Source organism: Bacteroides caecigallinarum (assembly GCF_021530995.1).
In the GTDB taxonomy this organism is placed as follows: Bacteria; Bacteroidota; Bacteroidia; order Bacteroidales; family Bacteroidaceae; genus Phocaeicola; species Phocaeicola faecigallinarum.
The window spans coordinates 1-14,754 of sequence record NZ_JADYTF010000090.1 but is presented as its reverse complement, the minus strand read 5'-3'; the positions used below and the strand labels follow the sequence as shown (position 1 = coordinate 14,754).

Annotated in this window: 12 protein-coding genes and 2 pseudogenes; 6 read left to right on the top strand and 8 right to left on the bottom strand. The window is 41.3% G+C overall.

Going from position 1 to position 14,754, the window contains the following annotated elements; genetic code table 11:
- The first annotated feature begins 235 nt into the window (after positions 1–235).
- The 4 genes and pseudogenes from I6E24_RS11900 to I6E24_RS11885 all read left to right on the top strand — a co-directional run.
- Positions 236–670, top strand: coding sequence for an NfeD family protein (locus I6E24_RS11900; protein WP_235328765.1), 435 nt, complete (start codon positions 236–238; stop codon positions 668–670).
- A 42-nt stretch (positions 671–712) separates the two neighbouring features.
- On the top strand, positions 713–1,690 hold the full coding sequence (locus I6E24_RS11895; RefSeq protein ID WP_235328764.1) for an SPFH domain-containing protein: 978 nt from the start codon (positions 713–715) through the stop codon (positions 1,688–1,690).
- 305 nt (positions 1,691–1,995) lie between these two features.
- Positions 1,996–2,514: pseudogene (locus tag I6E24_RS11890) on the top strand (efflux RND transporter permease subunit); the annotation flags it as partial.
- A pseudogene (locus tag I6E24_RS11885) lies at positions 2,513–2,647 on the top strand (LytR/AlgR family response regulator transcription factor); the annotation flags it as partial. The pseudogenes I6E24_RS11890 and I6E24_RS11885, both read left to right, overlap by 2 nt.
- Positions 2,648–2,649: 2 nt before the next feature.
- Here I6E24_RS11885 and I6E24_RS11880 read toward each other — a convergent pair.
- Positions 2,650–3,990, bottom strand: coding sequence for a cobyrinate a,c-diamide synthase (locus I6E24_RS11880; protein WP_235328762.1), 1,341 nt, complete (start codon positions 3,988–3,990; stop codon positions 2,650–2,652).
- Positions 3,991–4,175: 185 nt separating this feature from the next.
- Here I6E24_RS11880 and I6E24_RS11875 point away from each other — a divergent pair, with 185 nt between their 5' ends.
- Positions 4,176–4,979, top strand: a complete 804-nt coding sequence (locus I6E24_RS11875; protein WP_235328761.1) for an MBL fold metallo-hydrolase — start codon at positions 4,176–4,178, stop codon at positions 4,977–4,979.
- A 5-nt stretch (positions 4,980–4,984) separates the two neighbouring features.
- On the opposite strand, the gene I6E24_RS11870 is transcribed toward I6E24_RS11875, so the two are convergent.
- From I6E24_RS11870 to I6E24_RS11860, 3 genes are read right to left on the bottom strand one after another with little or no spacing between them, the layout of a single operon-like run.
- Positions 4,985–5,398 (bottom strand): DUF1893 domain-containing protein, encoded by a 414-nt coding sequence (locus tag I6E24_RS11870; protein ID WP_394800403.1) that lies wholly within the window; start codon positions 5,396–5,398, stop codon positions 4,985–4,987.
- Between the two features lie 20 nt (positions 5,399–5,418).
- Positions 5,419–6,795, bottom strand: coding sequence for an aldo/keto reductase (locus I6E24_RS11865; RefSeq protein ID WP_235328759.1), 1,377 nt, complete (start codon positions 6,793–6,795; stop codon positions 5,419–5,421).
- Between the two features lie 16 nt (positions 6,796–6,811).
- On the bottom strand, positions 6,812–8,311 hold the full coding sequence (locus I6E24_RS11860) for a 4Fe-4S binding protein (RefSeq protein ID WP_235328758.1): 1,500 nt from the start codon (positions 8,309–8,311) through the stop codon (positions 6,812–6,814).
- Positions 8,312–8,506: 195 nt separating this feature from the next.
- Here I6E24_RS11860 and I6E24_RS11855 point away from each other — a divergent pair, with 195 nt between their 5' ends.
- Positions 8,507–9,298: a M48 family metallopeptidase gene (locus tag I6E24_RS11855; protein ID WP_235328757.1), complete on the top strand. Its 792-nt coding sequence runs from the start codon at positions 8,507–8,509 to the stop codon at positions 9,296–9,298.
- A gap of 148 nt (positions 9,299–9,446) precedes the next feature.
- On the opposite strand, the gene xylE is transcribed toward I6E24_RS11855, so the two are convergent.
- The 4 genes from xylE to I6E24_RS11835 form a co-directional block, all read right to left on the bottom strand.
- Positions 9,447–10,925 carry a D-xylose transporter XylE gene (gene xylE / locus I6E24_RS11850; RefSeq protein WP_235328756.1) on the bottom strand — a complete coding sequence of 493 codons (1,479 nt, stop codon included), beginning with the start codon at positions 10,923–10,925 and terminating at the stop codon, positions 9,447–9,449.
- A gap of 109 nt (positions 10,926–11,034) precedes the next feature.
- Positions 11,035–12,351 carry a xylose isomerase gene (gene xylA / locus I6E24_RS11845; protein ID WP_235328754.1) on the bottom strand — a complete coding sequence of 439 codons (1,317 nt, stop codon included), beginning with the start codon at positions 12,349–12,351 and terminating at the stop codon, positions 11,035–11,037.
- Between the two features lie 65 nt (positions 12,352–12,416).
- The gene (locus tag I6E24_RS11840) at positions 12,417–13,898 is read right to left on the bottom strand and encodes a xylulokinase (protein WP_235328752.1); all 1,482 of its coding nucleotides are present in this window, start codon (positions 13,896–13,898) and stop codon (positions 12,417–12,419) included.
- 17 nt (positions 13,899–13,915) lie between these two features.
- A complete protein-coding gene (locus tag I6E24_RS11835; RefSeq protein ID WP_235328751.1) occupies positions 13,916–14,635 on the bottom strand; it encodes an NUDIX hydrolase in 720 nt (239 codons plus the stop codon).
- Positions 14,636–14,754 lie beyond the last annotated feature (119 nt).

Here is a 14,754-nt window from a genome sequence, read left to right as displayed (position 1 = left end):
ATGTATCATATAACAATTGAAGAAGCTACAGATATATATTATAGTTCTGAAATAGCAGACCTTATAGACGAGGGTATTGCTGACCTACATTGCAGAAGTGACAAATATCTTGCTACAGAAATCTGGAATGATTATATCGCTCAAAATCATAATTAAGAATATCTCATATTCTCCTTTGAAAACCCGAAAACTTTTAATATCTTGACAACATAAATCTTTAAAAAACACTTATTTTATGGAAATCTGGCAAATATGGCTCGCAATAGCACTGGCACTGGTAATAATAGAAATAATCACCGTAGGTTTTGCTGCACTCTGTCTGGCTATTGGAGCAGTTGGTGCAGCAGTGGCATCTTGTTTCACCGATTCTTTGGTTTGGCAGATTACGGTATTTGCCGTTTTCACCTTAATATCATTTATCTATGTGCGCCCGTTCATGCTTAAATTTCTTTCAAAGAAGAAGGATTCGCCGAAAAGCGGAGTGGAAGCTCTTATCGGACGGACAGCCATCGTTGAGGAAGACATCATTCCGGAAACAAATAGCGGACACATAGCCATTGATGGGGACAGGTGGAAGGCTGTATCGGAAGACGGAAACAATATTATGAAAGGCGAGAAAGTCGTTGTACTTAAAGTGGACAGCATTATACTCACCGTAAGAAAAGCATGATAAATATCTTTATTATAAACATCTAAAAGACACACATTCATTATGGGAGCTTTGATTATTGTAGGGCTTGTGGCACTTGTTGTGATAGTTTTCGCAGTGCAGGGGCTTAAAATTATCCGACAGGGGGAAACAAAAGTAATTGAAAGATTGGGAAGATACCACAGTACTTTGTCTTCCGGTATAAACATTATATGGCCTATTATCGACAGACCGAGAAAGGTTTATACACGGTACGTAGTAACCAGAATGAACGGAGCTACACAGACCCTGATAAGGATGTCGGACGTGATAGACCTTCGTGAACAGGTTTACGATTTCCCGGAACAGAGCGTGATCACTAAAGATAATGTGACTACCAGCATCAACGCATTGCTGTATTTCCAGATTACAGACCCGTTCAAGTCTGTATATGAGATAGAAAACCTGCCTAACGCAATAGAGAAACTTACGCAGACAACTCTACGTAACATTATCGGTGAGCTGGAACTGGACGAAACCTTGACATCGCGTGATACAATCAACTCCCGTCTTCGTGAGGTTCTTGACGAGGCAACAAACAAATGGGGAGTTAAAGTGAACCGTGTGGAACTGCAGGACATCACTCCTCCCGAAAGTGTACGCCGTGCAATGGAACAGCAGATGCAGGCAGAACGAGAACGTCGTGCAAAGATTCTGAAGGCTGAAGGTGACAAAACATCGAAGATTCTTTATTCCGAAGGTGAAAAAGAAGCACAGATAAACCAGGCAAAGGCTCAGAAAGAATCGCAGATTCTGATGGCACAGGGTGAAGCAGAAGCTAAAATCCTTCAGGCAAAAGCAGAGGCGGAAGCCATTGAGAAACTGGCTGAAGCAATTAAAGGTTCCAGTTCAGACCCGGCATCTTATCAGATTGCACTGAAATATATCGAAACGCTTAAAGAAATGACAAGCGGAAAGGATAACAAGACCGTTTATATCCCATACGAAGCGACCTCCCTATTAGGCTCTTTGGGAGGCATAAAAGAGATACTTAAAGGATAAACCCACGCTTAATTTAAACGTGCCCATGTTTGACTTTAAACGTGCCCGCATTTGATTTCGAATGCGGGCACGTTTTTTTTCAGTGAAAACAGAATAAAATTTCACCTCCACAAACAGACACTTCAAATCCGTTTTTATCAGCCTCAAAAGATATAAGTAACTGAACGATGACATAATACATATTTTTGCACTATTATCAGAAATAACATAATCACGCAAAAACTATGTTTAAGAAAATCGTTCATTTTTCAATCAGAAAAAAACTGTTTGTGGCACTGGCTACAATAATGCTGTTGGCAGGAGGTATAGGCGGTATAGCGATGATGCTCAAAGGCGCGAATGCCAATGTAGTGACAGGAGAACTTGAAAAGCGTGTGGCTAAGGTACAGAAGATGTTGCCTGAAGGTGTGACAGTAGAGCCTTATCTGAACCGTTCGGAACTCGTAAACAGAAACATATCTACCGTAATAAAGAACCTTATAGAAGGGGCCATAATAGTATTCCTGGTGCTTATCATATTCCTCGGGAATGTCAGGGCAGGACTTATTGTGGCATCAGTCATTCCTCTTGCCATGCTTTTCGGATTCATTATGATGAGGATATTCGGTGTATCGGCCAATCTGATGAGTCTTAGAGCAATAGACTTCGGTATTGTGGTTGATGGTTCGATAGTGATACTTGAAGGAATCCTGGCTCATATCTACGGCAAGAATATGATGGGCAGGACATTCACAAAAGAGGAAATGGACGCTGAAGTGGAAAAAGGTGCGGGCAATGTGGTGAGAAGTGCCACCTTCGCCGTACTGATAATACTGATAGTGTTCAAGAAAGGCTATAAAAGATATCAGTCTGTGGTTTAACGGACGACTTGTAATTAACCTGAATATTCCATTCGAACTGAAAGAGAAGATCATTATCAGCAAGGCTAAGGCTTCTGAATTCAAGGAGTGGTTCTGAAATCAATCCCACAAACGAAGTACATCAGTCTCTCCCCAATACCAGTGGGTAAAACCGGCTATCACATTCCTGTAACGATATATGCATGAGTCTGCTTCTGCCCCACGTGTATTCATAACGGGAACAATTCTGATATCGGAAGGCAACTGAGAATTTTCGGTATCTATGGAAAGGAAACGGAACTCATGTCCTCTGAGCGACTTGTCGGACATTTCAATAATGCGATATCCCGTGTGCAGGTGCGAATCTATCATCGTACAGCCAAAAGGCAATACTCCGCTCATCTCGTATGCGCTGCCTCCTTCACGAACGGTCAGCGAACGTGACAGAAGCACCATACCGCCTCCTTCAGCTATAATCTTTCCACCTTTATCGGCATAGTCCTTTAATTGCTTCATCAATGTCTTCCTGCGGTGCAACTGACGGGCAAACATCTCCGGGAAACCTCCGGGAATATATATTATATCCGCTTCGGGAAGATTATTGGAGTATAACGGACTGAAGTATGTGACATGTCCAATGGCAGAAAGTCTGTCAATGTTTTCCTTATAAAGGAGATTAAACGCAGAATCACGAGCCACAGCTATTTTCAAGGATTTATGCATTGCATAATTAATTCCTGTTTCCTCCACATCCGACGTATATGGAAGGGTATATTTGCATGGAAATATGCGGGTACACATTTTCAGGATACGGTCCAGATCAATATTCTGTTCTACATACATGGCTGCTTTCTCTGACACTTCCTCTATCTCCGAACGGACAGACTGAGTGAGAGCAGTATGTCGCTGTGGAAGCTTCAGACTCTCATCGAAAGGTATATAACCAAGGCTGTTCAAACCTGCATCGTTGCAGGCATCCTTAAGATATGAGAAATGAGTAAGCGAAGATACATGAGTAAATACCACTCCTACGATTTTAACCTGCGGACGGAACAGCTTATAGCCGTAAAGCATTGGAGCGACTGAATAGGCGGCAGAACGGGCATTGACAACCAGTATAACGGGAACGGATACCACCTGTGCCATCTCAGCACTACTGCCCTGCATCCTTTTGTAACCATCGAACAATGCCGAATTGCCTTCTATCATACATACATCTGCCTTTTCGCCGTATTTATTGTATACATATTGCAGATGAGTACGTCCGGCAAACCATGAATCAAGATTTACGGAATCAACACCTGCAGATATGGCATGAAGCTGAGTATCCATAAATCCGGGACCGCATTTATAAGGCTGGACCTTTATACCACGTTTCCTCAAGGCACGAAGCAGACCTAAAGCGAAAACAGTCTTTCCGCTCCCTGACGTGGCTCCTCCTATAAGAAATTGTGGTTTCATTCTGTCATTACAGTCTTTAAAATGCGGATACAAAAGTACAAAAAATATTCTTTCAGCATAGTATCGAATGATATCTATGCCTACAAAATCATAGCAGGAATAGTTTTTTCGAGCTATTTTTTGTAATTTCGCACAACTTTTTCCGACAATGGAAAATGCCGAAACACAAAATACGAAATAACAATATGAATATAAAGTTTTTAAGCCTTGCAAGCGGAAGTAGCGGAAACTGTTATTACCTAAGCAACGGCAATACTTCTATTCTCATCGATGGAGGGTTGGGAATACGTACCGTGAAAAAGATTTTCAAGGATCACTGTCTGAACCTGGGTGACGTGAGGGCTGTTTTCGTGACACACGATCATGCCGACCACATAAAGGCTGTAGGACATCTTGCAGGGAAGCACAATATCCCGGTATATGCCACACATGAGGTACATGAGGGCATGAGAAGGAGTTACTGCATGACTGAGAAGCTGGCAGACAACATGAAGAGGTTTATCTGTAAAGGAGAGACTGTTCAGCTGGATGATCTGGAGATTACATGTTTTGAGGTTCCTCACGACTCGACAGACAATGTAGGATATAGCATAAAGATATGCGACAAGGTGTTTACGTTCATAACCGACATAGGGCGCATCACTCCTACCGTAGCCCGGTTTGTAAGCATTTCCGACTATCTGGTGATGGAAGCGAATTACGATAAGACTATGCTTGACAAAGGACCTTATCCCACTCACCTGAAGGAAAGAATTGCTAGCGGCAACGGACATCTGTGCAATAAGGAGCTTGCGGACTACATTTCCTGTAATTTTCCTTCACGTCTGAAATACCTGTGGCTATGCCATTTAAGCAAAGACAACAATCACCCTGAACTGGCCTTGAAGACAGTGGAAAGTGCTTTGAAAGCAAAGGATATAATTGTAGGCAAGGATCTAGAGGTAGTTCCTTTAAGAAGAACTTCCCCTACCGGAATATTTGAACTGTAAATATTTCAGGAACGTATTCTGGAAAGGAAATCAGATATAAGAGGCAGCATCTTTTCCGGTTCGGACAATCCGTCGCACAATATCTCGACAGGGCAGCGTCCTGTCCCGTCACGGTTTATGATATAGTCTGTCTCTACATCAAAATCGGTAATTACTCCGGCACTGCGCAATAAGGCCAATGCCGGAGTACTTATTATGTGTGTATAAAGTCTTGAAACTTTCCCCAGAACCATAAGTGCAGCAGCTCCCTTCCCTACTACTTTATCGGCTATTGAAGCTCCATCAAGCAAATCGGGCTCATTTGTAAGTACATCATACAAATCTGCTACACCTCTGCGTGAGAATGAACGCATCTCAACGCCATTGCCTATGACGCACGACCAACCGCCTTTCTGCAACTCGTCCTTCAATGACGACATCTCACCATTCCAGGATTGAATCATAACTTGTTCTGCTTTAACGATTCTACAAAACGGTCTATACGATGTAACTCACGAGGAATATTTATATCCTGAGGACAATGCTCTATACACTGCTTGCAGCCAATGCAATGGCTTGCCTGTCTCAATTTAGGAACACTTCTGTCATAGCCTACAAGATATGCCCTGCGAGCCTTGTCATAGTTCTCATCCTTACTTGACTTCGGCACATTACCTTCGTTGACACACTTATTATAGTGAACAAGTATTGCAGGAATATCAATACCGTAAGGACATGGCATACAGTATTTGCAGTCATTGCAAGGCACTGTAGGATACTTCTTTATAAGCTGAGCTGTCTCTTCAAGGAATTCCTTATCCTCATCTGTAAGATGGACTAACGGAGAGTATGTACGGATATTGTCCTGCAAATGTTCCATATATGTCATACCGCTCAGGACAGTAAGCACCTTATCCCAAGTTCCGGCAAAACGGAAAGCCCAAGAAGCGACACTGTCCGAAGGACGTTGCTGCTTGAATCTGTCAACAATATGCTGAGGTACGTTAGACAATCGTCCTCCCAAAAGCGGCTCCATTATAATGGCCTGTATGTTACGTTTTTCAAGCTCTGCATACAGATATTCGGCATTTACATTTCTGCCTGATGCATGACGCCAGTCAACATAATTCAACTGTATCTGCACAAAATCCCAATGTACCTTGTCGTGCATGGCAAGCACTTCATCGAACACATCCTGTGTACCGTGGAACGAAAAGCCCAGATTACGGATTCTTCCGGCCTTTCTCTCTTCCATCAGATAATCAAGCATTCCATTATCTATGTATCTGGCACGGAAGGTCTTCATTCCTCCATTACCGATGGAATGAAGCAGGTAATAGTCGATATAGTCCACCTGAAGTTCCTCGAAAGACCTCTTGTACATCTTTATGGAATTCTCACGTGTGTAGTTAGAGAAATTCGACAGCTTTGTAGCTACATAGAACTTATCCCTCGGATGACGTTTGAGAGCTATACCTGTAGATTTTTCAGACCAACCCTGTACATAAACCGGAGATGTGTCGTAATAGTTCACACCATGGGCCATGGCATAGTCGATAAGCTCATTTACGGCATCCTGGTCTATCACATTACCGTCGCCTGCAGGAGAAGGAAGTGTAGGCCAGCGCATACAGCCATATCCCAGCAATGAGACCTTGTCACCACGGCTGGAAGTACGATATGTCATCTTATCCACTGGAACCGGTGATGTAGGGTCTGAAGAGACATTTTCATTAGATTTACCTTTTCCGCATCCATAAAACAGTCCGCTAACCGTAGCTGTACTTATCCCTACTATCTTTATAAAATCCCTTCGATTTATATTTTTCTTTTCCATACTACAATCTTTATTGTTAAATCATTCTATGGCGTTCATGTCCTTCCACATAGATTGCGCTGAAAGGACGTGACGGACAAAGGTTCTCACAAGCTCCACAGCCTATACATCTTTCCACATTGACAGAAGGTATTCTAGGAGCATTCTTGTCGTCTTTGTTTCTGCGTATCATCTTTATCGCCGCAGCAGGACAATGACGCTCACAGTTTCCGCATTCAACCCCGTCCTTAACAGCAACACAGTTTTCCATTATAAATACGGCATGACCTATCTGTGTAGAAGCCTTGTCGGCCAGTGAAATAAGATTTATAGCCCCCGTAGGACATACCTCTGAACACTTGGTACACTCCGGACGGCAATAACCTTTTTCATATGACATTTCAGGCTGCATCAGTCGCATAAGGTCTGTTGAAGGACGAAGCACCTGATTAGGACATACGGAAACACACAACTGACATCCGGTACACTGCTTGGCAAAACTTTTCTTGCTCAATGCTCCCGGAGGAAGTATAGGTGTATTTCTATGAGGAACTTTCTTGTCTATGATTTCCGCCAAACCGCCGTCCACTTTCATTTCCTGAGCCTTCAATGCGCTTCCGGCTGTTATTACGGCAGCTGTCGTAAGGAATGCCCTTCTGGATTTATCTGTTTCCGCCTGACTTGTTGTTTTCGATTCGTTTCCTTTGTTCTTATGGAAACGCGATACATAATGTATAGCATCATGCTTACATGAATCAAGACAGTCCATACATGCCACACAGCGGGTGTAGTCCACGTTATGATTCTTGATGTCGATACATGACGATTTGCACTGTCTGGAACACAGACGACAGTTTTTACACTTATCTTTGTCTATCTCTATTCTGAAAAGTGAGAAGCGTGAGATAAAGCCCAATATTGTACCTACCGGACAGATAGTATTGCAATATGTACGACCGTTACGCCATGCAAGAATAAATATTGTAATGAAAGTAACTACCGCTATAATAAACGTAGGAAGACTCTTTATCCAAACCTCTGTAGAATAAAAAGCATAACTTTCTGCACGCTCTGCAAAATATGCCAGGATATTATTACCAAACTGCCATATTGGAGCCAGCAGGCTTGAAGCTATTCTGCCGTATGAGCTGTATGGCGACAACAAAGCTACCACTGAGCCTGCACCAAGAAAAAATGCTGCGATAAATATTGCCAGAACGACATATCGCAAATAAAAGAGTGAAGGTGAATACGTGAACCTGTTCTTCTTGTTCTTACGCATCCCGCCAATGCGAGAAACCACATCCTGCATAACCCCAAGAGGGCAAATTACGGAACAATATACACGTCCCAGTATAAATGTAAGCAGGAACAAGAATACCAATACTACTGCATTTGCCGCAAATAAAGCCGGCATAAACTGAATTTTTGCCATCCAACCAAACCAGGCATGAACTGTGCCGGTAAAGTCAAGAAACAATAGTGTTATACAAAGGAAAAACACCAGTGCAAGAATCTGTCTAACTTTTCTCAACATAATATAATAATGTCATTTATATACATATTCATACAAAAGTAGAAAAAAATAAGATTATTTTTGATGAATTATGCATGCAATGTGTAAGCGACAGGCTCTAATTAGAATGAGTATAGGTAATCTGTTTCCAATCCATACAGTTTGAATAATCGTTTTTTTTTATGATATTTGCCTATAAATTAAAATATCAATCTTATGAGAAAAAGAGACATCTTTATATGCGCTTCATTATTTCTGCTTACGAGCTGTGGCTCTGTTCCACTGACCGGTAGAAAACAGTTATTGCTTGTTTCTGATTCGGAGGTCTTGTCATCAAGCCTTACACAATATAATGATTATATCAAAACCGCCAAGAAATCAACATCTTCATCACAGACGGCTATGGTAAAACGCGTAGGCCAGAAAATAGCAAAGGCAACAGAAGAATACCTTAGACAAAACGGTATGTCGAATGAAATCAAGAACTTTTCTTGGGAATTCAATCTCGTAGCCGACAAGCAGGTTAACGCTTTCTGTATGCCGGGTGGAAAGATAGTAGTTTACGAAGGTCTGATGAAACTTGTAGCGTCAGATGACGAACTGGCCGTTGTGATAGGTCATGAGGTGGCACATGCAGTAGCGAAACACAGCAATGAGAGAATGAGCCAGCAGATAGCAGCACAATATGGTTCGCAAATACTTTCGGCTGCGCTATCAGAAAAAAGCGCGATGGTAAAAAACGTAGCCGGAACCGTGTACGGAATAGGCGCACAATACGGAGTGATGCTTCCGTTCTCCAGAACACATGAACTGGAAGCCGACTATATGGGGCTTATACTGATGACAATTGCCGGATATAATCCGGAAGTTGCGGTTAATTTTTGGAAGAAAATGTCGGAACAGTCAGGTGGTGGTGTTCCTGAATTTATGAGTACACATCCAAGTGACTTACACAGAATAAACGAAATAAATAAGATATTACCAGAGCTGAAAAAGTATAAAAAATAGACTTATCCATCATATATTTATCAAATCCCAGACATTACATATTGCGACATCACACGAAAAACAAATATTATACAATCTCAACTTTAACTAATCAATAAGCCCTAAAGATCGTTATGACCTTTAGGGCTTATATCAATATGGAATCTTATCACTTGTTTTTCTTCCAAAGTCTTGTCATATCCTCAAGAGTCTTACCCTTAGTTTCCGGAACCATCTTCCATACGAATATCGCAGCAATAATACAAATCACACCGTAAAGTCCGTAAACAAACATGTGACCAAACTTGACACCCATATCACCGGCACTCATGTTGTACATAGGAAGGAATGTTGAAGAAACGATGAAATTGAATATCCACTGGAACGCAACAGCTATTGCAACAGCTCCACCACGAATCGTATTAGGGAATATTTCTGCAATAAGAACCCAGCAGATAGGTCCCCAACTGAACATGAACGAAGCACTGTATATCATGATGCTGACAACAGGAACAATAGCAGGAAGACCTGTAACCGCATTACTTAATGCCACGCCAAGAGCTCCTATAGCCATACCTATAGATCCCCAGATCAGAAGAGGCTTTCTTCCAAGACGTTCCACTGTAAATATTGCAAGCAGAGTAAACAAAATATTCACAACACCCATAAATACTGTCTGAACCATAGGATTGCCCATACCCATACTTTCAAATATACGAGGAGCAAAATACAATACTGCATTTATACCTACAGCCTGCTGGAAAACACTGAGCATTATACCAACAAAAATAACTGTCCAACCATAAGTAAACAATTTTTCGGTTTTTTCCTCTGCTGTAGCCTTAATATCCTGAAGAATAGCCTTAGCCTGAGTCATACCATTAATTCTGCTAAGTACGAATAATGCCTTTTCATCCTTGCCTACCATAGCAAGATATCTAGGAGTTTCAGGTACCAGCAAAACAAGTAATGTGAAAAGTCCGGCAGGAACAGCCTCACTCACAAACATTAATCTCCAGCCAGTCTCAATGGTCCAAGCAGCTTCTCCTGGATTAATGATCTGGTTAACTCCCTCAACTGCCTTTATCACAGGGTTAACATTGTCACCAAGAATAAGGAAGTTAACGAAATACACTACCAGCTGTCCGAAAATAATGGCGAACTGATTCCACGAAACCAATGTTCCACGAATATTACTTGGTGCTATTTCTGCAATATACATAGGACAAATGGCAGATGCCAAACCTACACCGACTCCCCCTAAAACACGATAAAAATTGAAAGCAATTAATAATGAATATGTTGGTTTTCCATAATCGAAGAAAAGGAATTCAGGCCAGTATGAACCTAATGCGGAAAGAAAGAACATGATACCAGCCATAAACAGAGAGTTCTTACGTCCAAATCTTGAAGCAAAGAAACCTGATATGGCACTACCAATGATACAACCTATAAGCGCACTGGAAGAAGTAACTCCATGCCACGCATCGGTATAAGTGAAATCACCAGCACCCATAAAAAATGCCTGAAGCCCTTTTTCCGCTCCTGAAATAACAGCAGTGTCATATCCAAACAAAAGTCCGCCCAACACTGCTACCAGGACTATGGAAAAAAGATAAGCTTTGCTGCCTTTTTCTGTATTATTCATAATATCAAGATTATAAATTATAAAAACAAAATAAGCCGGCTCACAGCTGTCATAGGTTTAATACCGCCAACAGCCGTGCGCCGACCATGCTCTGACATTCAATCAGATATTAGCAATACATATTTACAATAGCCTCGTAAAGTTCCTGCTTACCGCTAGTCTGTTTTGGTTCGCCATTAGCCTTAGCATAAGCAACAACATCTTCAAGAGTAAGTTTACCTTCTTCGAACTCTTTACCCTTACCGCTATCAAATGAAGAATAACGGTCAGCAAGCATCTTCTTGTATGGAGATTCTTCGAGCAAACGAGCTGCATTTTCAAGAGCACGAGCCATAGCATCCATACCAGCGATGTGAGCGATGAAAATATCATCAAGGTCTGTAGAGTTACGACGAGTCTTAGCATCGAAGTTTGTACCACCGTTTCCAAGACCACCGCCACGGATAATCTGCATCATAGCCTGGATCAATTCGTAGTTGTCAATTGGGAACTGGTCTGTATCCCATCCGTTCTGATAGTCACCACGGTTAGCATCGATAGAACCAAGCATACCGTTGTCAACAGCTACAGCAAGTTCGTGTTCGAATGTGTGACCAGCAAGAGTAGCATGGTTTACTTCGATATTAACTTTGAAGTCCTTGTCAAGGTTGTGAGCTTTCAAGAAACCAATAACTGTTTCAGTGTCAACATCATACTGGTGCTTAGATGGCTCCATTGGTTTTGGTTCGATAAGGAATGTACCAGTAAATCCTTTAGAACGTGCATAGTCACGAGCAAGAGTCAACATCTGAGCCAAGTGGTCTTTTTCACGTTTCTGGTCTGTGTTAAGAAGTGACATGTAACCTTCACGTCCACCCCAGAATACATAGTTCATACCACCAAGTTCGATAGTAGCATCGATAGCATTCTTAACCTGAACAGCAGCACGAGCTACAACGTCGAAATCAGGGTTTGTAGCAGCACCGTTCATATAACGAGCATGTCCGAATACGTTTGCAGTACCCCACAACAGTTTGATACCAGTTTCAGCCTGTTTCTGTTTCAGATAAGCAACAACTTCTTTCAAGTTAGCTTCATATTCTTCGATTGTTTCTGCTTCATCACAAAGGTCAACATCATGGAAGCAATAATATTCTATACCCAATTTCTGCATGATTTCGAATCCAGCATCAGCTTTGTCCTTAGCAGCCTGTACTTTGTCTGCATTTCCTTTCCAAGGGAAAGATTTTGTACCGCCACCGAACTGGTCGCCACCTTCAGCGCAAAGTGTGTGCCACCATGCCATAGAGAATTTCAACCAGTCTTTCATTTTTTTGCCCAAAACTACTTTCTCAGCGTCATAATAACGGAAAGCCATTGGGTTTTTGCTTTCTACACCTTCAAATTTGATTTTCTCAATTCCAGGAAAATACTCTTTTGTTGCCATAATATTCAAAATTTAAAAAGTTAATATTAAAGTTGACAATTAATCTATTATATTGTTTATTTTTATTATAGTTTCTCCAAATATTCTACCCAACGTCCGTAAGCGTCAGCATAAGCAGCGGCATCACTCTGTTTTGGTTCAATAACCTCAAGTTTCTCAAGTGTTGCAAACGCCTCATTATTATCCTTATAGATACCTGCTCCCATACCTGCACCTTTAGCTGCACCTACAGAACCATCAGTATCATACAATTCAATTGTAGCGCCAGTCACTCCAGCCAATGTTTCACGGAATATAGGACTTAGGAACATATTAGCATGTCCTGCATGGATTTTCTGTACATCCATACCCATACCCTTCATAATATCAATACCGTATTTGAAAGAGAACACAATACCTTCCTGTGCTGCACGTATAATATGATTACGTGTATGAAGATTAAAGTTTACACCATTGATAGAGCATCCTACTTCCTTGTTCTGAAGCATACGTTCTGCACCATTACCAAAAGGTAATATACTTACTCCACCTGCTCCGATTGGTGCCTGAGCAGCCAGATCATTCATCTCTGCATATGAAACTCCTTCAGGAACAACAGTACGTTTAATCCATGAGTTCAATATACCTGTACCATTGATACACAGCAACACGCCAAGACGTGTCTGTTCTTCAGTATGATTGACATGAGCAAAAGTATTTACTCTTGATTTAGGATCATAGTTCACTTTGCCGTTTACACCATATACAACTCCTGACGTACCTGCTGTAGATGCTATTTCTCCAGGATTGAATACATTCAATGACAATGCATTGTTAGGCTGGTCTCCGGCACGATATGTAACAGGAATGCCTTCTTTCAATCCTAATTCTTCTGCTGCTGCAGCTGTCACTCTACCCTGTTCTGAGAATGTCGGTTTGATGTCCGCAATGATTGACTTGTCGAAGCCGTAATAATCCATCAGGAAGTCAGCTACACAATTATTCTTGAAATCCCAGAACATTCCTTCTGACAATCCTGATACTGTAGTACAAATTTCACCTGTCAATCGCATTGCTATGTAATCGCCCGGAAGCATTATCTTATATATTTTCTCAAATATTTCCGGTTCATTTTCCTTTATCCAAGCAAGCTTAGAAGCTGTGAAGTTACCTGGAGAGTTCAACAAATGAGAAAGACATTTCTCTTCGCCTAAAGTCTGGAACGCCTTCTGTCCGTATGGAACAGCTCTTGAGTCACACCAGATAATAGCAGGACGAAGAACATTCTGATTTTTATCAACGCATACAAGTCCGTGCATCTGATAAGAGATACCGATTGCCTTGATGTCTTCAGGCTTAACACCCGACTCTGCCATTATCGCCTTAGTAGAAAGCTTTAAGTTTTCCCACCAGTTTGCAGGTTCCTGTTCTGCCCAGCCTTGTTTTACTGCTATAATAGCCGCTTCAGTTTTCGGATAAAAAGCAGAAGCTACACACTTGCCTGTAACGGCATTTACCAAACTCGCCTTTACAGACGAACTACCAATATCATATCCTAATAAATACATGTTATTATGGTTTTAGATTATCTTCTTGTTTTATTATATATTTTCTTGTCAAATCGATAATACCTTGCAGCCCTATGCGAAACTCCCTGCTGAAACTCATCCATTGGAATCACATATTCCATCATCATTATTTTCTTATGGAAATTTCTGACATCAATTTGCTTACCGAATAAAACTTCGTATAAAACTCTAAGCTGCAATGCCGTAAATTTTCTTGGAAGCAAATCAAACAGACAAGACGGATTAAACTCAACATACTGACGTATAAACCTCATGGCCTCTTCAATTATCAAGTTATGGTCGAATGCCAAATCCTTTACTTCATCCAATGGCACCCATTCTGCCCGAAAATTATCAAGGTTTTTATTCAATGCCCTATTTATCTTCACCAAAGAAAGGTAAGCTATCGTAACGATACGTTCCACTTTTGCCTTCTCTGCTCTTTCCAGCCATCTTACGTCTTTAGGATTCTTTGTCCTATCCTTAGAACCAAACGCTTTAAACTGCATAAGATTCACATTCTTGAACCCAGTCAATTCATTCAGGACTCTCATCGCAGCTCCGTCCAGATCTTCATCCATATATATAAGGCTACCAGGCAATTTCATATCATGAAAAACCTCTCCGCTATCCTCACCTATACGTCTAAGAAGGACACGCAAACGTTCACCATCGAACCCTACAATAACGCAGTCAACTGAAATATGATTGTTAGCCAAAGGCATTTTGTGTTCCATACTGTATGTGTTTATCTGATTTCCGAGTGCAAATAAAATGCATTATTTCTAATTACGCAAGAAATAAAAGGAAAATTTACGCGACATATATAATATTAATTTTCAGCATAATATATATC

Coding starts and splice junctions, on each gene's coding strand:
- xylE (WP_235328756.1), bottom strand. CDS start 10,925: ATGAATAATACAGAAAAAGGCAGCAAAGCTTATCTTTTTTCCATAGTC.
- I6E24_RS11900 (WP_235328765.1), top strand. CDS start 236: ATGGAAATCTGGCAAATATGGCTCGCAATAGCACTGGCACTGGTAATA.
- I6E24_RS11840 (WP_235328752.1), bottom strand. CDS start 13,898: ATGTATTTATTAGGATATGATATTGGTAGTTCGTCTGTAAAGGCGAGT.
- I6E24_RS11855 (WP_235328757.1), top strand. CDS start 8,507: ATGAGAAAAAGAGACATCTTTATATGCGCTTCATTATTTCTGCTTACG.
- I6E24_RS11835 (WP_235328751.1), bottom strand. CDS start 14,635: ATGGAACACAAAATGCCTTTGGCTAACAATCATATTTCAGTTGACTGC.
- I6E24_RS11880 (WP_235328762.1), bottom strand. CDS start 3,990: ATGAAACCACAATTTCTTATAGGAGGAGCCACGTCAGGGAGCGGAAAG.
- I6E24_RS11865 (WP_235328759.1), bottom strand. CDS start 6,795: ATGGAAAAGAAAAATATAAATCGAAGGGATTTTATAAAGATAGTAGGG.
- I6E24_RS11875 (WP_235328761.1), top strand. CDS start 4,176: ATGAATATAAAGTTTTTAAGCCTTGCAAGCGGAAGTAGCGGAAACTGT.
- I6E24_RS11895 (WP_235328764.1), top strand. CDS start 713: ATGGGAGCTTTGATTATTGTAGGGCTTGTGGCACTTGTTGTGATAGTT.
- I6E24_RS11860 (WP_235328758.1), bottom strand. CDS start 8,311: ATGTTGAGAAAAGTTAGACAGATTCTTGCACTGGTGTTTTTCCTTTGT.
- I6E24_RS11870 (WP_394800403.1), bottom strand. CDS start 5,398: ATGTCGTCATTGAAGGACGAGTTGCAGAAAGGCGGTTGGTCGTGCGTC.
- xylA (WP_235328754.1), bottom strand. CDS start 12,351: ATGGCAACAAAAGAGTATTTTCCTGGAATTGAGAAAATCAAATTTGAA.